The following is a 26,767-nucleotide window of genomic DNA, read 5'->3' as shown; positions in this document are numbered from 1 at the left end:
GTGACCGCCGGGGCGTGACGACCCCCGGCCTCCGGGCAGGTGGTCCCCGCGCGTCCGGCGTACCGACGAGAGGCCGGCTTCTCACCGGCGAAGGTGTGGTGGCACCGCGATCTGGCCCCCGCCCACACCTCCAGGGCTCCCACAACCTGGAGGAGAAATGAGATCACCCGACCCCGCCCGCACCCTCGCCGCGGAGCTCGCACACGCCACACCGGGCGCCCGTGTCGCCCTGCTCGGCCACGTCCACCGGCGGCGGGAACTCGCCACCGTCGCCTTCCTCATCGTCCGGGACCGTTCGGGACGGGCGCAGGTCGTCGTCCGTCCCGGCCAGGCGCCGCGCGACGGGCTGCCTCCCGAGGAGACGGTGGTGCGCGTCACGGGGACCGTCGCCGCGAACCCGCAGGCCCCCGGAGGCGTCGAACTCGTCGACCCGGAGATCGAGTACCTCTCCGAACCGGCGGCCCCGCCGGTCGTGGAGCTGTGGCGGCCGACGCTCGAGACGAGTCTGCCGACCCTGCTCGACCACGCGGCGGTGACCTGGCGGCACCCCGCCCGCCGGGCGACGTGGCAGCTCGCCGCGGCGAGCGTCCGTGCGTTCCGACGGGTGCTGGACGCCGCGGACTTCACCGAGGTGCAGACGCCGAAGATCGTCGACACCGTGACCGAGTCGGGGGCGAACGTCTTCCCCGTGGACTACTTCGGCAGGACCGGCTACCTCGCGCAGAGCCCGCAGTTCTACAAGCAGCAGCTCGTGGGGGTCTTCGAGCGCGTGTACGAGGTCGGTCCGGTGTTCCGTGCCGAACCGCACGACACCGTGCGGCATCTGTCGGAGTACGTGTCGCTGGACGTCGAGTTCGGTTTCATCCGCGACCACCGCGATGTGCTGGACCTCCTGGGGACGGTGCTGCGCGGCATGCTCGACGGCCTGCGCGCCGAGGCCGCGGAGGAGCTCGCACTGCTCGACGTCCCCCTGCCCGTCATCCCCGAGGAGATCCCCGTCGTGCACTTCCGCGACGCGCTCCGCCGGGTCGGCGCCCCAGCGGACGAGGACGACCTCTCCCCCGCGCACGAGCGGGCCCTCGGGGCCTGGGCCAAGGAGCAGTTCGGCAGCGACGTGCTCGCCGTCGAGGGGTATCCCCTGCGCAAGCGCCCGTTCTACACGCACCCGCAACCGGACGACGAGGGGTCGACGAACAGCTTCGACCTCCTGTTCCGCGGGCTGGAACTCGTGACGGGCGGCCAGCGTCTGCATCGACACAGCGAGGTGGTCGCCGCGATCGAGGCGCGAGGGGAATCCCCGTCGGCCTATGCCGGTTATCTCGAGGCGTTCGCGCACGGGATGCCACCGCACGGCGGCTTCGCCATCGGCCTGGAGCGCTGGGTGGGCCGCCTGGTCGAGGCGGCGAACGTCCGCGAGGTGACGCTGTTCCCGCGCGACCTCCACCGCCTCACCCCGTAACGAAGAGACGACGAGGGCGACCGCGGTCGGCGGTCGCCCTCGTTCGTCTGCGATGCGGGTCTACTCGCCTGTCTCGACCCATCCCGCCTGCTCGGCGCGATCGATGATCGCCGGGAGGACCTCGTCGAAGAAGCTCACCAGGACGGCGCGGATCCGCACCGCGTCGCGCGCGGACGTCGCCTCGCGGATGGCGCCGACGAACTCCTCGACGGCGGCCCAGTCCACCGCGTCCTTCGCGTGCTGCGTGAACCGGCGGATCTGCGGGCCGAGTCGGTCGATGGAGTTGGCCCGGGTGGCGTTGCCCTCGATCCGCGCGAATCCGGTCGCCGCGCCGCGCAGCGCGGCACCGAAGGCGACGATGTCCCGCTCCTGCACCGCCGCGGCCATGTCGTCGGCGAGCTCCACGAGGTAGGACACGTCGTCGTCCTGGATCACCGGGATGACGTGACGGACCGAGCCGATCCAGATGTCTCCGAAGAGATCGACGGCGTTGCGCACGCGCTCCAGGTCGATGGGGGCGACACGGGTGTACCGGTTGCGCTGCATCTCGACCAGGCCGTTGTCGGCCAGACGGTCGAGCGCGTGGCGGATCGGGGTCTTCGAGGTGCCCAGGCGCTCCGCGAGCTCGTAGTCCCGCAGGCGCTCGCCCGGCTGAAGCTCGCCGCTGATGATGGCATCCTGCAGGCGCACGAAAGCCTCATCGCTCATGGACCGGCGTTCGAGGGGGCCGCCAGAGAGTGTCACACTGCCTCCAGTGGGGGTCATGGAGAGTGAAATTCTACGTCTCAAGCAATATATCTCATCCGGCGGCCCCGCCCGCCCCGACCGGCCCTCGGGACTCAGGCCGAGGTGTCCCGGCCGACCCGGACGAGCATCTTCCCCGTGTTCGCGCCCCGCATCATGTCGAGGAAGGCGTCGACCGTGTTCTCGATGCCGTCGACGATCGTCTCGTCGTAGGCGATGCGCCCCTCGGCGAACCAGCCGGCCATCTTCTCGCTGAACTCCGGCGAGAGGTGCAGGTACTTCGCGAGCGTGAAGCCCTGGAGGCGGAGCGCCCGGGTGATGATGTTGGCCATGTTGTCCGGGCCGGGGACGCGTTCGGTGGTGTTGTAGCCGGTGATCGCGCCGCAGAGGGCGATGCGGCCGCCGTCGTTCATCACATCGAGGGCGGCCTCGAGGTGGTCGCCGCCGACGTTGTCGAAGAACACGTCGACGCCCTCGGGAGCCAGCGCGGCGAGCTGCTCGCGCACCGGCCCGTCCTTGTAGTTGAACGCGGCGTCGTAGCCGTACTTCTCCGTCAGCAGGGCCACCTTCTCCGGGGATCCTGCCGAGCCGATGACCCGACCCGCGCCGAGGAGTTTGGCGATCTGTCCGACCGCGGTGCCCACCGCGCCGGCCGCTCCCGACACGAAGACCGTGTCACCGGGCGCGAGGTCGGCGATCGCGGTGAGTCCGACGTACGCCGTGAGACCGGTCATGCCCAGGATGTGCAGCCGCAGCGACAGGGGCACCCCCGGCACCTCGGGGACGGGCCGGAAGGTCGATGCGTCCGCCTGCACGACGTCGCTCCAGCCGTGCTGATGCAGCACGACCGTCCCGACCGGGAGGTCGTCGGACGCGGAGGCGACGACCCGGCCGATGGCGCCGCCCGCGATGACCTCGCCGAGAGCGTACGGCGCGACATAGCTGCGCACGTCGTTCATCCGCCCCCGCATGTAGGGGTCGACGGAGACGAACTCGTTGGCCACCCGCACCTCGCCGGGCGCGGGATCGGCGTACTCCACCTGGACGGTGCGGAAGTCGTCGTGCGTGGGCCATCCCTCGGGCCGGCGGGCGAGCTGGATCTGGGTGCTGGTGGCGTGGGACATTTCTCTCCTTCGTGAGGATCTGGGGGGGGTGACGCGGTCGGCTCAGACGAGGAGGCCGATGGCGAGCGCGATGACGCCGAGCGCCGGGATGACGCCCTGCTTCAGGGCGGCGGACGCCTTGTCCGGGCTCGACAGCAGCAGCACGAGGCTGGCGGCGACCATCGACCCGGCGCCGGTGAAGACGAGGGTCGCGCCCACGGCCGTCGCGCCGGTGGCGAAGAGGACGATGCCGAGGAGGACGGCAATCGCGAGGAACAGGTTGTAGAAACCCTGGTTGAACGCGAGGTCCTTCTGTCGTGCGGCCTCGTCGGCCGTGCCGGTGCCGAACGTGCGGCGCGCGCGCTCGCTCGTCCAGGCGAACGACTCGAGCCAGAAGATGTAGACGTGCACGAGCGCAGCGAGGCCCGCGAGCACGAGTCCGGCGATGATCATGTCGGTCCCCCTTCCCGCGGCCGGGCCGCGGATTGTGTATCGGTCGTTCCAATATATACTGGATCGAGCGATTCACAAAAGGGCAGGAGCAGGCGCATGGGGCGCACACAGACCTTCGACACCGCCGAGGCGGTCCGGGCGGCGCGCAGCGTGTTCTGGGAGCAGGGCTTCGAGGGCGCGCCGCTGCCGGAACTCGAACGCGCGACCGGCCTCAGCCGCTCCAGCATCTATCACGCCTTCGGCTCGAAGCGCGGCCTCTTCGATGCCGCCGTCGAGAGCTACCTGGACGAGGTCATCCGCCCGCGCCTCGCTCCCCTCACCAGGGAGAGCGTGGAACCGGGCGCCCTGGAGGCGTACCTCACGGGGCTGCGTGCGGCACTGCTCACCACCGGGAGCCTCCCCGCGACGAGCGGCTGCCTCCTGGTGAACACCGCCGCCGCGCCCATCGGCACCGACGACGCCGTGGCCCGGGTCGTCGCGTCCTATCGCGCCGAGCTCCGCGCGGCCTTCGCGCGGGGCGTCGCGGCCGCCCGCCCCGACCTCGCGCCCACGGAGGCCGCGACCCTCGCCGACGCCTGCACCGGACTGGTGGTGTCCGCCTTCGCCCTCGTCCGCGTCGCCCCCGACGCCGCGGCGAGTGCGATCGACGCCGCCCTCGCCCTCCTCACCGACCGGCGGCGCGACTGAGGCCGTCCGGGCGAGCACCGACACGAAGAGCGCCCGGGAGGTGATCCCTCCCGGGCGCTCCCCTGCCGATGTCAGGGAACGATGACGGCGCGTCCGCGGATGCTGTTCGACGCGAGGTCCTCGTATGCCTTCGGACCGTCGTCGAGCGAGTAGCTCTCGGTCTGGACGTGGATCTTCCCGGCGCGGGCGAGATCGAGCACCTCGATCAGCTCGGCGCGCGAGCCCCAGTAGGGGATGCGCACGGCGGCGTCGTAGGCGATCGACCCGAAACCGAGCGTCATGCTTCCGCCGCCGATGCCGACGATCGTGATGTCGGCTTCGAGCGCGGCCACGCTCTGCGCCAGCGCGATCGTCGGGTTCGCGCCGACGAAGTCGAACACGGCGTTCGCGCCGAGGCCGCCGGTGAGCTCGCGGATCTTCTCGGCGGCGGACGCGTCGCTGATCAGGACGTGATCGGCGCCGACCTCGGTCGCCAGCTTCAGCTTCTCGTCGTTGACGTCGAGGGCGATTACCGTGGCCCCCGAGATCGCCTTCAGGATCTGGATGCCGACGTGTCCGAGACCTCCGGTGCCGATCACGACCGCGTACGTGCCCGCACCCAGTTTCGGGAGGGCGTTCTTGATCGCGTGGTACGGCGTGAGACCCGCGTCGGTCAGAGAGACGTTCTGCACGGGATCCAGATCACCCAGCGGGACGAGGTGGCGCGCGTCGTCGACGATCATGTACTCGGCCATCGATCCCTGGCTGCCCAGCCCCGGAGGACGGATGCCCTCGGCGGCGGCGTTGGTGCAGTAGTTCTCCTTGCCCATCGCGCAGTTGTGGCAGCGGCCACAGCCCCAGGGGCCGTACACGGCCACGGCGTCCCCGACCTTGAGCGTCGACTCGACGCCCTCGCCGAGCTCGTGCACGATGCCGGCGCCCTCGTGACCGAGCGTCAACGGCAGCGGGTAGCCCTGCTCGTGGTAGTCCTTCTCGGAGAGACCCATGACGTAGTCGTCGGAGTGGCAGACGCCGCCCGCGGTGATCTTCAGGAGCACCTGACCGGGTCCGGGCTTCGGAATCGGGATATCGACGACCACCGGGGGCTTGCCGATCTCGACGTAACGGAGAGCTTTCATGAGCATCTTCTTCCTGGCGTTCGAGAGGCTGCCGCGCGGTGCGGAGGCGGGGCTCTCGATACCGTCCCCTCCAGTATGACCAGAGCCCTGTCAGAGCGCGAAGAGACGCCAGGATGCCGTGTGCACGCCGCCCGGCGGAAACACGACGAGGTCGATGCCCGAGGCGAACGCGCCGGGCGGACACGTCATCGGCTCGACGGCGAGGCCGAGGCGGTCGGTCGCCGCGTCCGGGGTGTCGGCGGTGTGCACCTGCACCCAGGGGCAGGCCTCGTCGAACGCGATGGCGACGCCGGTGCCGGCCGGTGACTGCACCCGCACCTCCGCGATGCCGTCCGCACGCGACAGCGCGGTGAACGCGTGGTCGATGAACACATCGCCGAGGACGCGGGGGGCACGGAAATCCCATTCGGGATGTGCGGTCACCGGCTCGACGACGATCGGGCTCAGCCGGTCGGCGGTGACCGTGAGCACCTCCGCGGCGGGCAGCGTGAGCGTCCAGGCATCGACGCGTTCCCCGGGGGCCGCCACGAGATACGGATGCGGTCCCGTCCCCCAGGGCGCGGCGTCCGGCCCGAGGTTCCGGCCGGTGACGGCCTGGCGGAGACCGCCCTCGTCGATGCGGTACTCGACCTCGACCTCCACGCGGAACGGATATCCCGTCTGCGGCTCGATCGTCCCGGCCAGGACGACACAATCATCGGCGACGACCCGATCGGCGAACTCGGTCCAGAGGACGAGTCCGTGCAGGGCGTGTGACCGCGCGGGCTCGGTGAGCGGGAGCCGGTGCTCGACGCCGCCGAACGCATACCGCCCGTCGACGATGCGATTCGGCCACGGCGCGAGCGTCGCTCCCCGGTAGGCGGGACGCACTTCCCCGGCGGCGAACGGCACGACGAGATCCCGTCCCTCGAACGTCAGGCTGCGCAGGGTCGCCCCCACACTCGCGATCACGGCTTCGTAGCCGTGACCGGCAATCGTCCGCTGCCGCCCGGACCGGGGGCGCGGACCTGCGACAGCCTCCCCCGTCACAGGCCCTGCGCCAAGCGGTAGTACGCCTGGTTCCAGCGCACCTGCTTCTGGAATTCCGGCAGCGTCGTCGACTCGTCGATCACCAGCAGCTCGACCTCGGCCATCTCGGCGAAGTCGCGGAAGGCCTCGAGACCGACGGCCGTCGACATGACGGTGTGGTGCGCCGCCCCCGCCGTCAGCCAGGCGGCGGCGCTCGTGGTGAAGTCGGGGGCCGGCTTCCAGACGGCGCGCCCCACCGGGAGCTTCGGCAGCGCGGCACGGGGTTCGACGTTCTCGACGACGTTCGCGGTGAGGCGGAACCGGTCGCGCATGTCGCTGAGCGCGACGACGATCGCCGGCCCGGGATCGGCCGTGAAGACCAGGCGCACCGGGTCGTCCTTGCCGCCGATGCCGAGCGGATGGATCTCGAGGCTCGGCTTCGCGGTCGTGAGCGACGGTGAGACCTCGAGCATGTGCGCACCGAGGATCAACTCGTCCCCCGGGGTCATGTCGTAGGTGTAGTCCTCCATGAGGCTCGCTCCCCCGGGGAGGCCCGCGCCCATGACGTTCGCGACGCGCACGAGGATGGCCGTCTTCCAGTCGCCCTCGGCCCCGAAGCCGTATCCCTCCGCCATCAGCCGCTGCACCGCGAGGCCCGGCAGCTGCGTCAGCGCACCGAGGTCTTCGAAGGAAGTGGTGAAGGCGCCGAAGCCGCCCTCCTCGAGGAAGGAGCGCAGCCCGATCTCGATCGCCGCCCCGTCCCGCAGGGATCGGTGGCGCTCGCCGCCCCGGCGCAGCTCGGGGGCGACGTCGTAGAGCTCCTCGTACTCGGCCACGAGGGCGTCGACGGCGGAGTCCGTCACCGCGGCGACCGCGGCGGCCAGGTCGTTCACGCCCCAGGTGTTGACCTGCACGCCGAAGCGCAGCTCGGCTTCGGTCTTGTCGCCCTCGGTGACGGCGACGAAGCGCATGTTGTCGCCGAAGCGGGCGAGCCTGAGCGATCGCGCCGCCGCGAGTCCGGCGGCCGCACGCTGCCACGTGGCGATCTCCCGCCGCACGCGCGGGTCGCTCACGTGACCGACGACGGTCTTGCGCGGCACCCCGAGACGCGTCTGGATGTAGCCGAACTCCCGGTCGCCGTGCGCCGCCTGGTTCAGGTTCATGAAGTCGAAGTCGATGTCGGCCCACGGCAGCTCGACGTTGGCCTGCGTGTGCAGGTGGGCGAGCGGCTTCCGCAGGGCGTCCAGCCCGGCGATCCACATCTTCGCGGGACTGAACGTGTGCATCCAGGCGATGAGTCCGATGACCCTGTCGTCCGCGTTGGCCTCGAGCGCGGTGCGCGCGATGGCGGCGGAATCGGTGAGCACCGGCTTCCAGACGATCCTCACCGGCACCTCGCCGGCCTCGTCCAGGATCCGTGCGATCTCCTGGGACTGCGCGGCCACCTGCGCGAGCGTCTCGGGGCCGTAGAGGTGCTGGCTGCCGGTGAGGAACCAGACCTCGTAGCCGTCGAGCGAGGTGGAGAGCGGGGTGCGGGGCATGAGGGGTCCTTCGGTGTGACGGGTCGGGGTCAGAGTGCGGTGGTCGCGACGGCCTCGACGGCGAGGCCCGCGCGGTAGCGGTCGAGGTAGACCGTGAAGCCCGCGACGTCCGCGGGGTCGGGCGGGGCGACGGTGAGGGCGGCGGTGGCGAAGATCGAGTGATCGAGGTACTCGCCCAGGGTGCGCGTCTCGGCGTGTGCGAGGTACGACGCGAGCACCGCGATCCCCCAGGCACCGCCCTCGGCGGCCAGCTCCCCCACGGCGACCGGGGCGCCGAGGGCTCCGGCGAGGAAGCGCTGCGCGGCTCCGGCGGTGCGGAACAGCCCCCCGTGCGCGAACATGCGGTCGATCACGACGCCCTCGGTCTCCAGCACGCGCATCCCCAGTGCGAGCGTGCCGAAGACGCCGTAGAGCTGCGCGCGCATGAAGTTCGGCAGTGTGAAGGCACTGTCGGGTGTGCGGACGAAGAGCGGCCGCCCCGCGGTGAGACCGGCGATCGGCTCGCCGGCGAGATGGTTGTACGCGAGCAGGCCGCCCGCATCGGCCTCCCCGTCGAGGGCCTCGCGGAAGAGCGCATCGAAGACCGCGTCGTCGTCGAGCGGGCGCCCGGCGACGGCCGAGAAGCGGGCGAAGAGCCCCGCCCAGGCGGCGAGCTCGCTGGCGCCGTTGTTGCAGTGCACCATCGCGACGGCATCGCCGGCGGGAGTGGTCACGAGGTCGACCTCGTGGTGCACGCCGATGAGCGGGCGTTCGAGCACGACCATCGTGAAGATGCTGGTGCCCGCGGAGACGTTGCCGGTGCGCGGCGAGACGGAGTTGGTCGCGACCATGCCGGTGCCCGCGTCGCCCTCGGGCGGGCAGAGCGGGATCCCGGCGGCGAGCGTGCCCGTCGGATCGAGCAGCCGCGCCCCCTCGTCGGTGAGCGTGCCGGCCGGAGCGCCGGCGGGCAGCACGGTCGGCAGGAGGTCGGTGAGGCCGACCGGAAGGCGGCCCGCGGCGAGGGCGTCGTAGGCGTGCACCATCCGTGCGTCGTAGTCGCCGGTCGCCGGGTCGATCGGGAACATGCCGGAGGCGTCGCCGACGCCCAGCACGCGTTCCCCCGTGAGCCTCGCATGGACGTAGCCGGCGAGTGTCGTGACGGCATCGAGCTCCGGCAGATGCGCCTCGTCATCGAGCACGGCCTGGTGCAGATGGGCGATCGACCACCGCAGCGGGATGTTGACCCCGAACAGGGCGGTCAGCTCCTCCGCGGCCGCCCCGGTGTGGGTGTTGCGCCAGGTGCGGAACGGCACGAGCAGCCGCCCCGCCGCATCGAATGCCAGGTAGCCGTGCATCATGGCCGAGATCCCGATCGCGCCGAAGGTCGCGGGGCGTACCCCGTGGCGTTCCGCGGCGTCAGCGCCCAGCGCGGCGTAGGCCGCCTGCAGGCCGGTCCAGACGTCGTCGATCGCGTATGTCCACAGGCCGTTCTCGAGGCGGTTCTCCCAGGTGAAGGAGCCGGTGGCCAGCACGTCCGTGGCGTCCGCGCCGATCAGGCACGCCTTGATGCGGGTGGAGCCGAGCTCGATGCCCAGGCTCGTGCGTCCGGCGACGATGTCGTCCCGAGCGGTCGTGGGGGTCGTGTCGCTCATCGTCGGGCATCCGTCCGCTGTCCGTAGACGTTCTGGTAGCGGGCGAACAGGCTGTCGATCGCCTCCTGCGGGATCGGCAGCAGCGGACCGGCCTCGCGGGCATGGTGGACCGTGCGCGCGACGTCCTCGACCATCACGGCCGCCTTCACGGCGTCCTCGGCGTCGACGCCGATGGTGAACGGTCCGTGGTTGCGCATGAGAACGGCGCGGCTGCGATGCCCACGGAGCGTCTGCACGATCCCCCGGCCGATGGAGTCGTCGCCGATGATCGCGAACGGTCCGACCGGGATGGGTCCGCCGAACTCGTCGGCCATCGCCGTGATGACGCAGGGGATCTCCTCGCCGCGGGCGGCCCAGGCGACGGCGAACGTCGAGTGCGTGTGCACGACGCCGCCGACCTCGGGCATGTGGCGGTACACGTAGGCGTGCGCCGCCGTGTCGCTCGACGGCGACCGGTGGCTGCCGGCGGTGCCGGGGACCACCGTGCCGTCGAGGTCGCAGAGGATCATGTCCTCGGCGGTGAGGGCGTCGTAGCGGACGCCCGACGGCTTGATCACGAACAGATCGGCCCCGGGCACGCGGCCCGACACGTTGCCGCCGGTCCAGACGACGAGTCCGTAGCGGACGAGTTCCGCGTGCAGGCGGGCGACGTCCTCCCGCACGGTCCGGATGGCGGCGTCGACCTCGGCGGAGAAGAGAGGGGTCTCGGTGGTCACGACAGTCACTCCCGCTTCCGGGTGACGGCCCGCTGCAGCAGCACGAACACGAGCAGGATGCCGCCCGTGATGATCGTCGTCATCTCGGGCGGGATGCCGCCGTCGCGGGTGATGAGCACGTTCATCAGTCCGAGCACGAGCGCGCCGACCACCGAGCCGAGCACGTAGCCGTACGCCCCGGTCAGCACCGTGCCGCCGATGACGGCCGCGGCGATCGCGTCGAGCTCCCAGCCGATGCCCGTGATGTTCTGCGCCGTGCCCAGTCGCGCCGTGTAGAGCACGGCCGCGAGGCCGGCGAGCGCGCCGCTGATCACGTACACGAGGACCTTCGTGCGCGGGACGGGAAGGCCCATCAGCAGCGCGGAGCTCTCGGAGCCGCCGATCGCGTAGACGGTTCTGCCCGTGCGCGTGCGATGCAGCACGAAGAACGCCGCGACCACGACGATCACCGCGATGAGCACGGCCGGCGTGATCACGAGGTCGTTCACCTTGGGACCGTCGATGATCTTCAGCTGCGTCCCGATCCAGCGGATGGGGGAGTCCTCCCCCAGGCGTTCGGGCTTGGTGCTGAGCAGCGAGGCGAGACCGCGTCCGAGGAACATCATCGCCAGCGTCGCGATGAACGGCTGCACGTTGAAGTACCGGATCAGCACTCCCGAGACGATGCCGAACAGCACGCCGATGCCGATCATGGCGACGATGACCGCGATGGCGTTCCAGCCCGCGTTCGAGAGCATCACCCCCGCGACCGACGACACCGCGATGATCGAGCCGACCGACAGGTCGATGCCGCCGGTGAGGATCACGAAGGTGAGGGCGACGGCGAGCACGATGAGGTGGGCGTTGTTGATGAGCAGGTTCGACAGCGTGTTGAACTGCACGATGCGCCCGTAGGCGATCTCTCCGAAGATGACCATGCCCACGAAGATGACCACGGACGCGATCGTGGGGAGCACCGACGGGTTGGCGGAGATCATCCGGCGGATGCGGTCCGTGACGGTCTCGCTCGTCTGCGACGCGGGGGTCGCGGTCACGGCGCTCATGCGGCCACCTCTTCCTTCGTCTGGGCGCGGTCTGCGCGTGGGGGCCGGCGTCGGGAGCGGAACCAGTCGCGCACGCGTTGCGACTGCAGCAGGCAGAGCACGACGATCACGATGGCCTTGAATGCCGGCGTCGCCGAGGACGAGACGCCGAGGTACAGCACGGTCTTGTCGAGCGTCGCGATGAGCAGGGCCCCCACGAAGGCCCCGCTGAGCGAGAACTTGCCGCCCGAGAGCGAGGCGCCGCCGATGACGACCGCGAGGATCGCGTCGAGTTCCAGCTGATACCCGGTCCGCGAGATGTCGACCGTCATGACGCTGCCGACCGACATCACTCCGGCGATACCCGCGAGGATGCCGCTCATGATGTAGGCGGTGAGCAGCAGGCCCTTCGGCTTGATGCCCGCCATCCGGCTGGCTCGCGGGTTGATGCCGATCGCCTCGATCATGAGGCCGAGCGCACTGCGCCGGACCACCCATCCGACGGCGATCACGATCAGCACCGCGAGGAGGAACACCACGGGGATGCCGAAGACGAAGCCGTTCGCGATCCAGCGGAAGGAGTCGTTGGAGGCGGTCGTGTTCTGGCCGCCCGTGATCACCTTGGCGATGCCGCGTCCGGCGAGCATCAGCACCAGCGTGGCGATGAACGGTTGCAGGCCGACATACGCCACGAGGACGCCGTTGACCGCACCGAGGATGCCGGTGATCACCAGGGCGAGTCCCACGGCGGCGAGCGCGGCGCCGAACGAATCCCCGGCCGCGCGGAGGAACTCCATCGACACCGCGCCGGCGACGGCCATGAGCGAGCCGACCGAGAGGTCGATGCCCCCTGTGGCGATCACGAGGGACATGCCGATCGCGATCATCATGATGGGCGCCGCCTGGCGCAGGATGTCGACGAGGTTGCCGACGAGATTGCCGTTGTTCGGGTTGATGGACAGTGCGAGGTAGGTGGGGTCCTTGATCGTGTTCAGCGCGAGGAGCGCGAGGATCGCGACGATGCCCCAGAAGAACGGCTTGTGGATGAGGTTCCGCCAGACGGCGGTGTCGGCGGACGCGGTCATCGCGTGGCCTCCTTGTCGGTCGTGGGGGTGACGCCGTCGGGCACGGCTCCCTCGGTGTCGTCGAGGGTCTCCGCGGCGGCCTCGACGCCGTGCGCGGCGATCACGTCGACGATCACCTGGGCGCTCACGTCGGGGCCGTTCTGGATCTCGCCGATCTTGCGGTGGTCCTTCAGCACGACGATCCGCTCGGAGAGCCGCACGACCTCCTCCAGTTCCGAGGAGATGAAGACCACGGCGACGCCCTGCTCGGCGAGCTCGGCCACCGCCTCCTGGATCTCGGCCTTCGCACCGACGTCGATCCCTCTGGTCGGTTCGTCGAGGATCAGCAGCTCGGGGGTCGTCGCCAGCCACCGGCCGAGCAGGACCTTCTGCTGGTTGCCGCCCGAGAGGTTCTTGATCATCCGATCGGGATCGGCGGGGCGGACGTTGAACTGCTCGATGTAGCGGGAGACGATCGCATCCTGCTCCTTGCGGCTCATGGGCCGCGCCCAGCCGCGCTCGGCCTGGACGGCCAGGATGATGTTCTCCCGCACGGTGAGGTCGCCGACGATCCCCTCGTCCCGCCGGTTCTCGGTCGAGAACGCGATGCGTCGCGGCAGCGCGTCGGACGGGGACTTCAGCTCGACCGGCCGCCCGTGCAGCTCGATCGTGCCTTCGTCGGCCCGATCCGCGCCGTAGAGCAGCCGGGCGAGCTCCGTGCGTCCCGACCCCAGCAGGCCGGCGAATCCGACGACCTCGCCCGGCTTGATGTCGAGGTCGGTCGCCTCGACGGCTCCCCGGCGAGCGATGCCCGATGCCGAGAGCAGCGGCTTCTCGTCGGCGTCGCGCTGGGCGCGGCGTCGGTTGCCGCCGAGGGACTTCAGGGCGTCGAGATCCTTGCCGATCATCTTCGAGATCAGACCGTGCCGGTCGAGGTCGCGCGTGAGGTACTCCCCCTCGTACCGGCCGTTGCGCAGCACCGTGAGCCGGTCGCTGATCGCGTACACCTGATCGAGGAAGTGGGAGACGAAGAGGATGGCGACGCCCTGATCGCGCAGGGAGCGGATGACGGTGAAGAGCCCCTCGACCTCGGCGGCGTCGAGACTGGAGGTCGGCTCGTCGAGGATGAGCACCTTGGCCTTGATCGCCATCGCCCGGCTGATCGCGACGAGCTGCTGCAGGGCGATCGACAGGGTCGACAGGGGCGTCCGGGTGTCGAGATGGCCGAGTCCGAGACGGCTGAGCGCCTCGGACGCCGCGCGGTGCGTGGCGGTCCAGTTGATGCCGAGCGCGCCGCGCACCTCGTGACCGAGCATGACGTTCTCGCCGATCGACAGGTTCGGGGCGAGGTTGACCTCCTGGTAGACGGTCGAGATCCCGGCGTCCTGCGCGTCCCCGGCGCCGCTGAAGCTGCGTTCCTGACCGGTCACGACGATCGATCCGGCATCGATCCGGTAGACGCCCGTCAGCGCCTTGATGAGCGTCGACTTGCCGGCGCCGTTCTCGCCCATGAGGGCGTGGACCTCGCCGGGGAGGAGCCGGAAGTCGACTCCGTCGAGGGCCTTCACCCCGGGGAACTCGATCGAGATCCCGCGCATCTCCACGATGGGCAGTGCGTCATTCATCGCTGTCTCTCCGTCCGCGGGGCCCGGGTGGCGCGGTCGCCTGCGCCACCCGGGCTCGCTGCCGGATCGCTCCGGCGTCGGGTTCTCTGCTCGATCAGTACTTGCGGTCGGCCAGCACGGCCTGCGCGGCCTCCGCCGAGTCGAACGCCTCACTGGGAACCACGATGTAGGAGTCGACATCCTCGCCGGCGAGCGTCTTCTCGACGACCTCGAGCGCCGTCTCGCCGAACAGCGGGTTGTACTCGTGCACGTAGCTGAGCTGACCGTCGGCGAGCGCCTGCATGGCGTTCTTGGTGCCGTCGATCGTGGCGATCTTCACGTCCTCGCCGACGACGAGCCCGGCCTCCTCCGCGGCCTGCGCGGCGCCGAGGCCCATCTCGTCGTTCTGCGCGAACACGAGCTGGATGTCGTTGTTCGATGCCTTCAGCATCGTCTCGAAGACGCTCTTGCCCTCTTCGGCCGACCAGTTCGCGGTCTGCGCGTCGACCTTCTTCAGCGACGAGTCGCCCAGACCCTCGTCGAAGCCGGTGTTGCGCTCGTTGACCACGCCGACGCCGGCCGGGCCCTCGAGGACGACGTAGTTGCCGCCGTCGGGGAAGGTCGCGGCGGCCCAGCTGCCGACCTCCTTGGCGACCTCGACGTTGTCGGGCGCGATGCGGGTGACGTACAGGCTGTCGTCGTCGGGCTCGATGCCGCGGTCGAGCAGGATGACGGGGATCTCCGCCTCCTGGGCCCGCTTGAGCGAGTCCTCCCAGCCGGACGCCTCGGTGGCGGAGAGCAGGATGACGTCGACGCCCTCGTCGACGAACGACGTGAACGCGTCGATCTGCGACTTCTGGTCGAGGTTGGTGGCGGGCGCGTACTTCAGGTTGTATCCGGCCTCCTCGGTGAAGGTGTCCTGGATGTTCTGCTCGTTCGCCTCACGCCACGCCCCCTCGGGCCCGACGGCGACGAAGCCGACGGTCGTGATCTCGTCCGAGCCGCCGCCGTCGCCGGCGTCCGAGTCGCCGGTCGAGCAGGCCGCGAGGCCGATGGTGAGTGCGCCGACTGCTGCCAGTCCGAACGCGATGCGGGTGCGCTTCTTCGCGGACATTTCTCTCTCCTTTGAGATGCCGGCGGTCAGTCCGGCGGTGGTGGGCCCCCCGGGCCCGGTCGTGAATGCAGGACACCGACGTGGGGTCCTGCCGTGATGTTACCGGGAACAATTTTGGAACCGCAAGAGCTTCCCCCAAAACCGGGCGTCTCAGACGATAACGTTCCTGTTACCGATCACAGTTCATCGGCGGACTCCAGTTCTGCCGCGATCATCTCGACCACCGTGTCGACCGTGACCCCCGGCCCGTTGCTGAGTTCCCCGATCTTCTCCCGGTCCTTCAGCACCACGATGCGGTCGCTGAGCCGCACCACCTCTTCCAGCTCGGACGAGATGAACACCACCGCCACGCCGTCGCCGGCCAGCTGGCTGATCCGGCGCTGCACCTCGACCTTCGCCGTGATGTCGATGCCACGGGTGGGCTCGTCGAGGATCAGCACATGGGGCCGGACGGCGAGAGCGCGGGCCAGCAGCACCTTCTGCTGCGTGCCGCCCGACAGCAGCCCCACCGGCCTGTCGAGGTCGCGAGGGTCGAGATGGAGCGCGTCGACATAGGTCTCCACGAGCGCCGCCGACTCCGCCGCACTGATCGGCCGGGTCCACCCGCGCAGCGCCTGCAACGACAGGAGGATGTTCTCGCGCGCCGTGAGCTCGCCGATGATCCCCTGCGTGCCCCGGTTCTCCGCCGACAGGGCGATCCGGTGCCGCAACGCCGCGGACGGACTGCGCAGGTTCACCCGCTCGCCGTCGACCCAGAGCTCGCCGCTGTCGGCCCTGACCGCGCCGCTCAGCAGCGAGGCGAGTTCGGTGCGTCCCGACCCGCGCAGTCCTGCCAGACCCACGATCTCCCCGCGCTGGACCTCGATGTCCATGCGCTCCAGTTCTCCGCGCCGACCCACCCCCGACGCCTGCATCGCGGGCTCCCCGTCTCCCGCGTAGTGGTGCGCCTTGCGCTCGGAGCCGAGCGCGCGGAGGCTGTCGATGTCCTTGCCGAGCATCTTCGAGATCAGGTCGACGCGCTCGAGATCGCGGGTCGCGAACTCCCCCACGCACACCCCGCCGCGCAGCACCGTCATGCGGTCACTGATCGCGAAGGCCTGCTCGAGGAAGTGCGAGATGAACAGGATGGCGACCCCGCGTGCGCGCAGCCCGCGGATGACGCGCATCAGGGTGGCGACCTCGGCCGCATCGAGGCTCGAGGTCGGCTCGTCGAGGATCAGCACGCGGGGCTCGTCCACCACGGCGCGCGCCAGGGCCACGAGCTGCTTCTGCGCGGGCGTGAGCAGCGCCAGCGGCGTGCGCGGATCGAGGTCGTCGAGCCCCAGCCACGCCAGCGCCTCGGCGGCGTCCGCCCTGGTGCGTCGCCAGTCGATGCCGAGACGCCCCCTCCGCTCCCGGCCCAGCATGACGTTCTCCGCGACGCTCAGGTTCGGACTCAGCTGCGCCTCTTGGAAGACGGTCGCGATGCCCGCGGCCCTGCTGTCGGCGACGCCGGTGAAGCGGCGCGGCTCGCCGTCGACGACCACAGCCCCCTGCGCGGGCACGACGGTGCCGGTGATGACGGCGACGAGGGTCGACTTGCCGGCCGCGTTCTCACCCATCACCGCGTGCACCTCGCCCGCGAAGAGCCGGAAGTCGACCGCGTCCAGGGCGCGGACCCCGGGGAAGTCGACCGTGATGCCGGCGAGCCGGACGACCGGCTCGGCATCACGGGCGAGGGTCATCGCTGCTCCCGGGGCGCGGCGGAGGACGCTCGGGCGACGAGCTCGGTGGGGATGCGCGTGAGGGCCGGGATGTCCCGTCCCTCGATGGCGGCCCGCAGCATCTCGACCACCGCCACCCCGAGAGCCCCGAAGTCCTGGCGCACGGTCGTGAGGGGCGGGAGGAAGTGCCGGGCGAGGGGGATGTCGTCGAAGCCGACCACGCTCAGATCGGTGGGCACCTCGAACCCCCGGTCGTGGAGTCCGTGGATGAGGCCGATGGCCATGTCGTCGTTCGCGGCGAAGATGGCCGTGTAGTCGGGCAGCCTCGTGAGGCCCTTCGCGAAGTCGTACGCGAAGTCGGCCGACCAGTCGCCGACGACGATGGGCCGCTCCCGGATCCCCCACGACTTCGCCCGGGAGTGGAAGGCCCGCTCGCGGGCGCGGGCGTCGAGCCAGTCGAGGGGACCGGACAGGTGCAGGATGTCGCGGTGGCCGAGCGCGACGAGATGGTCGACCACGAGCGTCGTCCCCGCGTGCTGGTCGATCGACACGGTGAGGAAGCTGGGGTCGGCGTCGGCCTTGACGACCAGCATCGGCACGGTGATCGCGATACGACGCAGGGCCGCGACCGACGAGGAGCGCGGGGCGATCACGCACAGCGCGTCGACCCCCTGCGTGGTGAGGTTGTCGACCGCCTCCTGCGGAGAGATCGCATCCCCCTCGTGCAGGGCGATCGACGTCACCGAGTATCCGGCCGCCCGCGCCGACAGCTCGACCGCCCGGAGCACGCTCGTGGGCCCGTGCGCGACCGCGCTCTCGACGATGACGCCGATGCGTCGTGTGCGCTGCGTGGCCAGCGCCCGGGCGACGAGGTTGGGGCGGTAGTCGAGCTCCTCGATCGCCTCGAGCACGCGGCGCCTGGTGTCGGGCTTGATGTTCGGGTGGTCGTTGAGCACGCGCGACACCGTCATGTGGGAGACACCGGCGATCGTCGCGACCTGACGGATGTTGGGCTTGTCGGAGCCGACGTTGACCATGCGCGCCTCCCTCCGCCGCTCCGTGTCATGTTACCGAGAACAAAGCCCCCACCGCGATCGGTTGACCGGACACGTGTTCGCAGATTCATCGTGATCAAACCGTTGCATTCGTTACCTCGCCGTTATACAGTGATCGCACGGTGAATGTTTGCTGTGGCATCCACCGCATGTGATTGCAGGACACTCTTGGTGCAAGGGACAAGGGCCGGTCGGGAGCTTCTCCGACCGGCCCTTTACTGCGCCCGGTACTCTGTGAGGATGACCGATCGGAAGCTCGCGCTGGAGGCCTGGGAAAGCCTGTTCCGCGCGCAGCACGAACTGTTCACCGAGATGACGGCGGACTTCGACGACGGCGACATCACGCAGGCCGAGTACGACGTGCTGCTCACGGTCACCCGCTCGCCCGATATGACCGCCCGCCTGCGCGACATCACCGCCAACATGCTCATCAGCCAGCCGAGCGTCTCCCGTCTCGTCGATCGCATGGTGACGCGGGGACTCGTCGCCAAGTGCGCCGACCCCGATGACGGGCGCGGCGCCCTGATCCGCGCCACGGACGAAGGCGCCCGGGCCTTCCGCGCGCTCGCGACCGTGCACGGACGATCGATCGCCGACCGGATGTCCCGCCTCGACGACGCCGAGCTGCGCCTGCTCCGCGACCTCGCGGAGAAGCTGCGCACGCGCTGATCCGCGCCTCCTCCACAGGTCTCCCCGCGAACGCCCTCTCTACAGACCGGCGGATGACGATGTCCGGCCGATGACCGGTGCCCGTTTTCTGGCAGGGTGGGTTGCGCACGCCCACACCGACCGTGGGCATATCGGACCGCCCCCGCGGGGGGAACCAGGGAGGTCATTCATGGAGATCGCCGGAATCGTCGGCATCCTCATCGTCATCGGGATCGCGGTCGTCGCCGCGATCATCGTCCTGCTGATCCTGCTGCTGTTCGCACGCAGCTGGATCAAGGTCGCTCGAGCCGACGAAGCACTCGTCATCTCCGGACGCAAACAGAAGGTGCAGCGCGCGGTGATCGGCGCCGACGGCACCAGCAGCTCCGAGATGTCGGAGTCGCCCGTCACCGTCATCGTGAACGGGAAGTCGCTCGTCAACCCGATCACGCAGCGTCACGAGATCATCTCTCTACGGTCTCGTCAGGTGTCGCTCAACGCAGAGGCGCAGTCGCTCGACAACGTGACGCTCAACGTCGATGGCGTCGCGATCGTCAAGATCGGCTCCGACCCGCTGCTGGTGCGCCGGGCGGCCGAGCGCTTCGCGTCCCAGGACAAGGCCATCGAGCAGTTCACCACCGAGCAGCTCGAGGGCGCCCTGCGCGGCATCGTCGCCACCCTGTCCGTCGTCGAGCTCATGCGGGAGCGCAAGAAGTTCTCCGACCAGATCGCCGCCGACGTCTCCCAGGAGCTCGCTGAGCAGGGACTCATCCTCGACTCCTTCCAGATCAAGGGCATCACCGACAAGGTCGGCTACATTCAGTCCCTCGGGGCGCCGGAGATCCAGGCGAAGCGGCAGGCGGCGGAGATCTCGCAGACCAACGCCGACCGCGCGATCAACCAGAAGAACATCGCCAACCAGGAGGCGAACCTCGTCGAGCAGACCGCGCTCGACACCAACACCGCCAACGCCAACGCCGGCATCGGCCGTGCGCGCGCCGAGGCCGAGCAGGCCGAGCAGCTCGCCCGGGCCCAGGCCGAGCAGGCCGTCCTCCAGCAGCAGGCGGAGAACAAGCAGGCGCAGCTGGACGCCGACGTCAAGCGCGTCGCCGACGCGCAGCGATACGAGGCGGAGACGCGGGCGCAGGCCGAGCTGTACACGCGTGAGCGGGCCGCCGAAGCAGCGGCGATCGAGCAGGTCAAGCAGGCCGAGGCACGCACTCGCATCGCCGAGCAGCAGGCCCAAGCCGACAAGGCGCGCGCCGACGGTGAGGCCGCGGCCGCGATCGCGAAGGCCACCGGTGACGCCGATGCCCTGCGCGCCCAGGCCGAGGCTGAGGCCGAAGCCCGTCGCCTCCGGGCCAACGCCGAGGCCGAAGCGATCCGTGCCGAGGGTGAGGCACGGGCCGCCGCTGTGGAGGCCGAGGCCAAGGCCATCGCCTCCAACCAGGACGCATTCCTCTCGCAGCGCGTGCTGGAGGTGCTGCCGTCGATCATGTCGGAGTTCGCGAAGGGCTACGCCGCGATCGGCAACGTGTCGATCGTGGGCGGCTCGGGCGAGGACGGGGCCTCCCAGGTGGTCGGCGCCGACAGCGCGAAGGCCATGCGCTCGGTCTTCGACAGCGTGCACGCCGCGACCGGGCTCGACCTCGCCGGCATCATCCAGGGCCAGGCGGTCGGACGGGCGTTCGGCGCCGGGACGGCGGAGACGTCGGCTCCCGCCCCAGCTCCGCGCGTCTCGACGCCCACCACCCCGCCGCCGCCCGCGCCTCCGGCGCCCACGGCGGAGTAAGCAGCACACGACAAGCTGTTCACAACTCAGGAGATCGGCACGCACGGACACGGTGATCCGGCCCTCTCGGCCGGATCACCCCGAATCTCCTGAGTTGTGAACGGCTTCGCGCCTCGAACGACCGGGCAGACTGGACGGATGACGCGCGCCGCCTTCGACCTCGCCGCCATCGGCGCCGGTCTCTCGTTCGCGGACGCCGTCGACGAACTCTCCGCCACTCTCGACACGAGCCCAGCGGTCGTCGTGACCGCGCCGCCCGGGACGGGCAAGACCACCCTCGTGCCGCCTCTCCTCTCCTCACGAGGCCCCGGTCGGGTGATCGTCACCCAGCCCCGCCGCGTCGCCGCGCGCGCCGCCGCCCGGCGCCTGGCACACCTCGACGGGTCGGCCCTCGGCTCGCGCGTGGGCTTCACCGTCCGCGGCGAGCACAGGGCGGGGCCGGACACGAGGGTCGAGTTCGTCACGGCCGGAATCCTCCTGCGCCGGATGCTCGACGACCCCGGACTAGACGGCGTCAACGCGGTCGTCATCGACGAGGTGCACGAGCGCGCCCTCGAGACCGACCTCCTGATCGGCCTGCTCTCCGACGTGCGGGAGCTGCGGGACGACCTCGTCGTGGTGGCGATGTCCGCCACCCTCGACGCCGCGCGGATCGCCGCCGTCCTCGGCACGGACGAGTCGCCCGCGCCGATCGTCGACCACGACGTCCCGGCCTTCCCCCTCACCGAGCGCTGGGCGCCCAGCCCCGCGCCCCGCCTCGACGACCGGGGCGTCACCCGAGGATTCCTCGACCATGTCGCGAGCGTCACGGTCACCGCCGCCACCGGCCTCGTCCGGGACGACCCCGGAGCCGACGTCCTGGTCTTCGCCCCCGGCGCCCGCGAGGTGTCGGAGATCGCTCGCCGTGTCCGCACGCTGACCGACGCCTTCGACGTGCGCGAACTGCACGGCCGGATCCCGTCGGCCGACCAGGATGCCGTGATCCGCGGCCGGACGCGGGAGGACCCTCCCCGCATCATCATCACGACCTCCCTCGCCGAGTCGTCGCTCACCGTGCCCGGAGTGCGACTCGTCGTCGACAGCTGCCTGTCGCGGCAGCCGCAGCGTGACGCTGCCCGCGGGATGACCGGCCTCGTCACCACCGCGGCGTCGCGTTCCTCGTGCGTACAGCGTGCCGGCCGCGCCACCCGCCAGGGCCAGGGCACCGTGATCCGCTGCGTCGACGAGCGGACCTACGCGGCGGCTCCCGCGCGCCCGATCCCCGAGATCGCCGCGACCGACCTCGCCGACGCGGCACTGCTGCTCGCATGTTGGGGAACTCCGGGCGGCACCGGACTCCGGATGATCGAACCGCTGCGTGCCGACCGCCTCGCGGATGCCGTCGCGGTGCTGCGCGGTCTCGGGGCGATCGACGAGGACGGTCGCGCGACGGCCGAGGGACGCGCGCTCGCCCGCATCCCGGCCGATCCGCGGCTGGCCAGGGCTCTCCGCGACGGGAGCCTGAGGGTGGGGAGCCGGCTCGCGGCCGAGATCGTCGCGCTTCTCGACGGTGATCAGCGGGTGCCGGAGGCCGACGCCGCACGCGCCCTCGTCACCGTGCGGGGCGGCGGGACACCGGAGGCTCGCCGCTGGCGCGACGACGCGCGTCGCCTGGAGCGCCTGGTCGACCCGGTACCCGACACCCGGACTGGTCTCGACGGCGTGGGTCTCGTCATCGCGCTGGCCTTCCCGGAACGCGTCGCCCAGCGCGTCGAGCGCACCGCATCGGGAGCGACCTTCCTGCTCGCCTCGGGTACTCGGGCCGGGGTGAGCGGCCCCCTCGCCGCCGAGGAACGGCTCGCCGTGGCGGACGTCGCCCGTGCCTCGTCACGGGCGAGTGCCGGCTCGGGCGCGATCATCCGGTCGGCGGCGGCTCTCACCGAGGCGCAGATGGAGGACGCCGCCGGGCACCTGATGACCGAGCGGGTCGAGGCCGAGTTCGTCGGAGGTCGTGTGCAGGCCCGGCGGGAGCGGCGGATCGGCGCGATCGTGCGCGCGTCCGCCCCGGTGAAGGCCACGGCCTCGGAGGGGCGAGAGGCCGTCGGGCGGGCGCTCCGCCGGGACGGGCTCCGCCTGCTCCGCTGGTCTGAGGGTGCGGACGCCCTGCGCCGTCGACTGGCGTTGCTGCGGCGCGAGCTCGGCGACCCGTGGCCCGACGTCTCGGACGCCGGCCTGGTCGAGGCGCTCGACGTGTGGCTCGCGCCGGAGCTCGAGCTGCTCGCGTCGGGCACCCCCGCCGGACGGCTGAAGCTCTCGTCCGCTCTTCGCCGCCTGCTGCCCTGGCCCGATGCCGTGCATCTCGACACGCTCGCCCCTGAGCGCCTCGAGGTTCCCAGCGGATCGCGTGTGCGCATCACCTACCCGGAGCCCGACGACGGCCCCACCGCACGGCCCGTCGTCGCGGTGAAGCTGCAGGAGTGCTTCGGCTGGGCCGAGACGCCTCGCCTGGTGGACGGACGCGTGCCCGTGCTCTTCCATCTGCTGTCACCGGCGGGGCGTCCGCTCGCCGTGACCGACGACCTCGCCTCATTCTGGTCCGGTCCCTACGCGCAGGTGCGTGCCGAGATGCGCGGACGCTACCCCCGCCACCCCTGGCCCGAGGATCCCTGGGCCGCCGTGCCGACGCGACACACCAAGAAGCGCGCGGCCCCCTGACCCGCAGCCCCGGGTCTCCGGCTCAGCGCGTGCGCCGCCGGAGCGTGAGCGCGGCGAGGATCAGAGCACCGACCGCGAAGGCGGCGACGACGAGCAGCGGACCGAACACGTCCCTGCCGGAGTCCCCTGCCGTGACCGCATTGATCGTGTCGATCGCATAGCTCAGCGGCAGCCAATCGGAGATCGCGTACAGCACGTCGGGCATCTCGTCGCGCGGCATGAACAGACCGCCGAGGATGATCTGCGGGAACACCAGCAGGGGCATGAACTGCACCGCCTGGAATTCGGTCTGGGCGAACGCGCTCGCCAGCAGCCCCAGCGCCGTGCCGAGCAGCGCGTCGACGACCGCGACGAGGCCCAGCTGCCACAGCGGCCCGTCGACGTCGAGGCGGCACACCCCGACCGCGAACGACACGGTGATCAGCGCCTGCAGCAGAGCCATCAGTCCGAAGGCGAGGGCGTACCCGAGGATGAAGTCGGCCTTCTCGAGCGGCGTGGTCATCAGACGTTCCAGGGTGCCGGAACGTCGCTCGCGCAGGGTGGTGATCGACGTGATGAGGAACATCACGATGAACGGGAACAGCGCCAGGATCGCCCCGCCGAACTGGTCGAACACGCCGTCCTGGTCGCTGAACAGCCAGGCGAAGAGTCCGACGAGCAGGCTCGGGGCGACGAGCATCAGGGCGATCGACCGCGGATCGTGCCGGAGCTGTCGGAGCACCCGGCCGGCGGTCGCGAACAGCCGACGCCCGTTCATCGCCCGGCCTCGTCGTCCGGCAGGTGCGCGTCGCGCCGCGCGCGCCTGGTGTCTCCCGGCGCTGCTCTCCGGTCGCGCTCGATCAGTGCGAGGAACGCGGCGTCGGCGTCGTTCGTCCCGGTGTCGGCGAGCAGCGCGGACGGCGTGGTGTCCGCGATGATCCTTCCCTCCCGCAGCAGAAGCAGCCGATCGCAGCGCACCGCCTCGTCCATCACATGGCTGGAGACGATGAGCGTCACCCCGCGATCGGCGAGGCCGCGGAACAGGGTCCACAGGTCGGCGCGCAGCACGGGGTCGAGGCCGACGGTCGGCTCGTCCAGCACGATGAGCTCGGGGGCGCCGATCAGCGCCGCCGCGAGCGACACCCTCGTCGCCTGGCCCCCGCTCAGGGCTTCGACGCGCTGCGCGGCCTGTGCCCCGAGGCCGACCTCCTGGATGACCCGATCGACAGCGCCCCGGGGCGCTTTCAGGAGCGACGCGAAGTACGAGAGGTTCTGCCGCACGCTGAGATCGCCGTAGACGGCGGCACCCTGCGTACCGTAGGCGACGCGGTGACGCAGCTGCCGGGAACCCCCGGGCTCGCCCAGGACGGTGACGCTGCCGGACGCGATCCGCTGCACGCCGACGATCGCCCGCATGAGCGTGGTCTTGCCGCATCCCGACGGCCCCAGCAGGCCCGTGATCTGGCCGCGCGGGATGGCGAGGTCGATGCCGTCGAACACCGACACCGCCCCGCGCCTTACGCGCAGCCGCGCGATCTCCACCGCGGAGTCATTGCTCATGCGATGAATTATGCGCCTCCGGCCTCAGCCGACCCACCCCTTTCCGTGCCAGCCACCCCTTTCCGTCCGCACGCAGGGGGCCGGGACGCACACAAGGGGGTGGGTCGGCTCGGTCAGCACTCGATGACGTTGACGGCGAGACCGCCCTCGCTGGTCTCCTTGTACTTCGTCGACATGTCGGCACCGGTCTGCCGCATGGTCTCGACGACCGCATCGAGGGAGACATAGTGACTGCCGTCACCGCGGAGAGCGAGCCGGGCGGCGGTGACCGCGGTCGAGGCGGCGATCGCGTTGCGCTCGATGCAGGGGATCTGCACGAGACCGCCGATCGGGTCACACGTGAGGCCGAGGTGGTGCTCCATCGCGATCTCCGCCGCGTTCTCGATCTGCCGGTTCGTCCCGCCCATCACGGCGGTGAGACCGCCCGCCGCCATCGCGCAGGCCGACCCGACCTCCGCCTGGCAACCGCCCTCCGCCCCCGAGATGGAGGCGTTGGCCTTGAACAGCGAGCCCAGGGCCGTCGCCGTCAGCAGGAACCGTCGGATGCCGCGGCGCCGGTTGGCCTCGGCGATCTCCGCGTCCTCCCCGTCGAGAGCCGCGGCGGACGGCGCGCCCCCGTCGAACCCCAGCAGCGCACTGCCCACGAGCTCGCCGTAGGGGGTCACCGCGTTCCCCGCTCCCAGCCCCGAGTCGGCGAGGAAGCGCCACCAGTACATGGCCACCGCGGGGAGGATGCCGGCCGCGCCGTTGGTGGGGGCGGTCACCACGCGGCCACCGGCCGCGTTCTCCTCGTTCACGGCCAGGGCGAACGCCCCGAGCCACTCGCCCGGGAGCTCCCGATGGCCGTCGGCCTCGACAGCCTCGAGCTGCGCGCGGATCGTGCCGGCGCGACGCTTCACCTGCAGCATGCCGGGGAGGACGCCGTCCGCGTGGAGGCCCGCGTCCACGCAGCCCGCCATCGCATCCCAGATCGCGTCGAGACCGGCGGCGACTTCCTCCTCGCTGCGCAGCGCGGTCTCGTTGCGTCGCGCGACCTCGGCGATGGAGAGTCCGTGCTCATCGCACAGGGCGAGCAGGGAGGCGGCGTCGGCGTACGGGTGCGGGAAGGCGCCGGTGGCGAGGCGCGCCTCCTCCCCCTCGCGCCGGATGAACCCGCCGCCGATCGAGTAGTACGTCTGCTCGAACAGCGTCCGGCCGTCGCGGTCCCGGGCGATGAGCGTCATCGCATTCGGGTGGCCGGGCAGACGGGTGCGCGGCGCGAAGACGATGTCGTCCTTCCGGAACGGCACCGTGTGGGCGCCGTCGATCCGCAGGCCCTCGCCCTCCGGGTAGGCGGCCCAGGCCGCGCGCACGTCCGCCGGGTCGCAGGTCTCCGGTTCGAGGCCCCGAAGCCCGGCGACCACCGCGTCGGGCGTGCCGTGGCCGATGCCGGTCGCTCCGAGGGAGCCGTACAGGGTGCATTCCACGCCGCCGACGCGGGCGAGCTCCCCGGAGGCCGAGAGCCGCCGGGCGAAGTCGAGTGCGGCCCGCATGGGGCCGACGGTGTGCGAGCTGGACGGACCGACCCCGATGGAGAACAGGTCGAAGGCCGAGACGTACGCAGTCACCCCTCCAGGCTACGCCGACTTCCGGACTCCGGTTCACCGCGACTAACCGCGCAGCGGGTGCGCCCGCGTCAAGGCCCTTCATCTCGCGCGGAGACGGAGGCAGGCTGGGCGGACGACATCGCAGAAAGGGACGATCATGACCGACAGCACTCCCGAACCGACCGCGAACGACGACCTCTCCGCAGAGGCGCAGACCCCGACGCCGACACCGGCCTCCGACACCTCGGAGGGCGAGGCGACGACGCCGGAGCAGGCGGACTCCCCCGAAGACGCCGACCCCGCCGAGGTGCCGAGCACCGAGGAGCTGGAGGAGCCCAGCACCGAGAAGTCCCCCGGCGAGGAGCCGAAGGCCCCGAAGCGCGACGACCCCGAGCCCGATCACGAGGCGGTCGGCCTCGGCGTCGACTGACTCCTCCGCGAGACCCCGCCCTGCAGACGTCTGCTGGGCGGGGTCTCGGCGCGTCG

General features: G+C 70.9%; 23 protein-coding genes. 6 read left to right on the top strand and 17 right to left on the bottom strand.

The window, feature by feature from the left end; genetic code table 11:
* The first annotated feature begins 157 nt into the window (after nt 1-157).
* A complete protein-coding gene (gene aspS, locus KAF39_RS07285) occupies nt 158-1,459 on the top strand; it encodes an aspartate--tRNA(Asn) ligase (protein WP_210676655.1) in 1,302 nt (433 codons plus the stop codon).
* A gap of 60 nt (nt 1,460-1,519) precedes the next feature.
* Here aspS and KAF39_RS07280 read toward each other — a convergent pair whose 3' ends face one another.
* The 3 genes from KAF39_RS07280 to KAF39_RS07270 all read right to left on the bottom strand — a co-directional run bounded on the left by KAF39_RS07280 (nt 1,520) and on the right by KAF39_RS07270 (nt 3,759).
* On the bottom strand, nt 1,520-2,167 hold the full coding sequence (locus KAF39_RS07280) for a GntR family transcriptional regulator (RefSeq protein ID WP_210676654.1): 648 nt from the start codon (nt 2,165-2,167) through the stop codon (nt 1,520-1,522).
* Between the two features lie 131 nt (nt 2,168-2,298).
* Nucleotides 2,299-3,327 (bottom strand): NADP-dependent oxidoreductase, encoded by a 1,029-nt coding sequence (locus tag KAF39_RS07275; protein WP_210676653.1) that lies wholly within the window; start codon nt 3,325-3,327, stop codon nt 2,299-2,301.
* 42 nt (nt 3,328-3,369) lie between these two features.
* The gene (locus tag KAF39_RS07270; RefSeq protein WP_210676652.1) at nt 3,370-3,759 is read right to left on the bottom strand and encodes a DUF1304 domain-containing protein; all 390 of its coding nucleotides are present in this window, start codon (nt 3,757-3,759) and stop codon (nt 3,370-3,372) included.
* A 96-nt stretch (nt 3,760-3,855) separates the two neighbouring features.
* Here KAF39_RS07270 and KAF39_RS07265 point away from each other — a divergent pair, with 96 nt between their 5' ends.
* Nucleotides 3,856-4,446 (top strand): TetR/AcrR family transcriptional regulator, encoded by a 591-nt coding sequence (locus KAF39_RS07265; RefSeq protein ID WP_210676651.1) that lies wholly within the window; start codon nt 3,856-3,858, stop codon nt 4,444-4,446.
* A gap of 71 nt (nt 4,447-4,517) precedes the next feature.
* On the opposite strand, the gene KAF39_RS07260 is transcribed toward KAF39_RS07265, so the two are convergent.
* The 11 genes from KAF39_RS07260 to KAF39_RS07210 all read right to left on the bottom strand — a co-directional run bounded on the left by KAF39_RS07260 (nt 4,518) and on the right by KAF39_RS07210 (nt 18,004).
* Nucleotides 4,518-5,564 (bottom strand): NAD(P)-dependent alcohol dehydrogenase, encoded by a 1,047-nt coding sequence (locus KAF39_RS07260; RefSeq protein WP_210676650.1) that lies wholly within the window; start codon nt 5,562-5,564, stop codon nt 4,518-4,520.
* 90 nt (nt 5,565-5,654) lie between these two features.
* Nucleotides 5,655-6,593, bottom strand: a complete 939-nt coding sequence (locus tag KAF39_RS07255) for an aldose 1-epimerase family protein (protein WP_210676649.1) — start codon at nt 6,591-6,593, stop codon at nt 5,655-5,657.
* Nucleotides 6,590-8,113: an L-arabinose isomerase gene (gene araA / locus KAF39_RS07250; RefSeq protein WP_210676648.1), complete on the bottom strand. Its 1,524-nt coding sequence runs from the start codon at nt 8,111-8,113 to the stop codon at nt 6,590-6,592. The genes KAF39_RS07255 and araA overlap by 4 nt, the downstream gene beginning before the upstream one ends.
* Nucleotides 8,114-8,142: 29 nt before the next feature.
* Entirely contained in the window at nt 8,143-9,744 is a 1,602-nt protein-coding gene (locus KAF39_RS07245; protein ID WP_210676647.1) for a xylulokinase, read from the bottom strand.
* A complete protein-coding gene (locus tag KAF39_RS07240; RefSeq protein WP_210676646.1) occupies nt 9,741-10,460 on the bottom strand; it encodes an L-ribulose-5-phosphate 4-epimerase in 720 nt (239 codons plus the stop codon). The genes KAF39_RS07245 and KAF39_RS07240 overlap by 4 nt, the downstream gene beginning before the upstream one ends.
* 5 nt (nt 10,461-10,465) lie before the next feature.
* A complete protein-coding gene (locus KAF39_RS07235; RefSeq protein WP_210676645.1) occupies nt 10,466-11,503 on the bottom strand; it encodes an ABC transporter permease in 1,038 nt (345 codons plus the stop codon).
* Entirely contained in the window at nt 11,500-12,567 is a 1,068-nt protein-coding gene (locus tag KAF39_RS07230; RefSeq protein WP_210676644.1) for an ABC transporter permease, read from the bottom strand. The genes KAF39_RS07235 and KAF39_RS07230 overlap by 4 nt, the downstream gene beginning before the upstream one ends.
* Complete coding sequence (locus KAF39_RS07225; protein WP_210676643.1) at nt 12,564-14,171, bottom strand: sugar ABC transporter ATP-binding protein; 1,608 nt, start codon at nt 14,169-14,171, stop codon at nt 12,564-12,566. The genes KAF39_RS07230 and KAF39_RS07225 overlap by 4 nt, the downstream gene beginning before the upstream one ends.
* 94 nt (nt 14,172-14,265) lie before the next feature.
* A complete protein-coding gene (locus KAF39_RS07220) occupies nt 14,266-15,264 on the bottom strand; it encodes a substrate-binding domain-containing protein (protein WP_210676642.1) in 999 nt (332 codons plus the stop codon).
* Nucleotides 15,265-15,440: 176 nt separating this feature from the next.
* Nucleotides 15,441-16,988 carry a sugar ABC transporter ATP-binding protein gene (locus KAF39_RS07215; RefSeq protein ID WP_210676641.1) on the bottom strand — a complete coding sequence of 516 codons (1,548 nt, stop codon included), beginning with the start codon at nt 16,986-16,988 and terminating at the stop codon, nt 15,441-15,443.
* Nucleotides 16,985-18,004: a LacI family DNA-binding transcriptional regulator gene (locus KAF39_RS07210; protein ID WP_210676640.1), complete on the bottom strand. Its 1,020-nt coding sequence runs from the start codon at nt 18,002-18,004 to the stop codon at nt 16,985-16,987. The genes KAF39_RS07215 and KAF39_RS07210 overlap by 4 nt, the downstream gene beginning before the upstream one ends.
* A 258-nt stretch (nt 18,005-18,262) precedes the next feature.
* Here KAF39_RS07210 and KAF39_RS07205 point away from each other — a divergent pair, with 258 nt between their 5' ends.
* The 3 genes from KAF39_RS07205 (at nt 18,263) to hrpB (ending at nt 23,156) form a co-directional block, all read left to right on the top strand.
* Complete coding sequence (locus tag KAF39_RS07205; RefSeq protein WP_210676639.1) at nt 18,263-18,691, top strand: MarR family winged helix-turn-helix transcriptional regulator; 429 nt, start codon at nt 18,263-18,265, stop codon at nt 18,689-18,691.
* Between the two features lie 169 nt (nt 18,692-18,860).
* Nucleotides 18,861-20,462, top strand: a complete 1,602-nt coding sequence (locus KAF39_RS07200) for an SPFH domain-containing protein (protein ID WP_210676638.1) — start codon at nt 18,861-18,863, stop codon at nt 20,460-20,462.
* 138 nt (nt 20,463-20,600) lie between these two features.
* Nucleotides 20,601-23,156 (top strand): ATP-dependent helicase HrpB, encoded by a 2,556-nt coding sequence (hrpB, locus tag KAF39_RS07195; RefSeq protein WP_210676637.1) that lies wholly within the window; start codon nt 20,601-20,603, stop codon nt 23,154-23,156.
* Nucleotides 23,157-23,178: 22 nt separating this feature from the next.
* On the opposite strand, the gene KAF39_RS07190 is transcribed toward hrpB, so the two are convergent.
* The 3 genes from KAF39_RS07190 to KAF39_RS07180 form a co-directional block, all read right to left on the bottom strand.
* The gene (locus KAF39_RS07190) at nt 23,179-23,913 is read right to left on the bottom strand and encodes an ABC transporter permease (RefSeq protein WP_210676636.1); all 735 of its coding nucleotides are present in this window, start codon (nt 23,911-23,913) and stop codon (nt 23,179-23,181) included.
* Nucleotides 23,910-24,695, bottom strand: coding sequence for an ABC transporter ATP-binding protein (locus KAF39_RS07185; protein WP_210676635.1), 786 nt, complete (start codon nt 24,693-24,695; stop codon nt 23,910-23,912). Before KAF39_RS07185 ends, KAF39_RS07190 begins: the two co-directional genes overlap by 4 nt.
* A gap of 113 nt (nt 24,696-24,808) precedes the next feature.
* Nucleotides 24,809-26,302, bottom strand: a complete 1,494-nt coding sequence (locus tag KAF39_RS07180) for an L-serine ammonia-lyase, iron-sulfur-dependent, subunit alpha (protein WP_210676634.1) — start codon at nt 26,300-26,302, stop codon at nt 24,809-24,811.
* Between the two features lie 136 nt (nt 26,303-26,438).
* On the opposite strand from KAF39_RS07180, the gene KAF39_RS07175 reads away from it, so the two are divergent.
* A complete protein-coding gene (locus tag KAF39_RS07175; RefSeq protein WP_210676633.1) occupies nt 26,439-26,711 on the top strand; it encodes a hypothetical protein in 273 nt (90 codons plus the stop codon).
* Nucleotides 26,712-26,767 lie beyond the last annotated feature (56 nt).

This window comes from Microbacterium sp. BLY, from assembly GCF_017939615.1.
Classification (GTDB): Bacteria; Actinomycetota; Actinomycetes; order Actinomycetales; family Microbacteriaceae; genus Microbacterium.
This window is presented reverse-complemented; position numbering and strand designations above follow the sequence as displayed.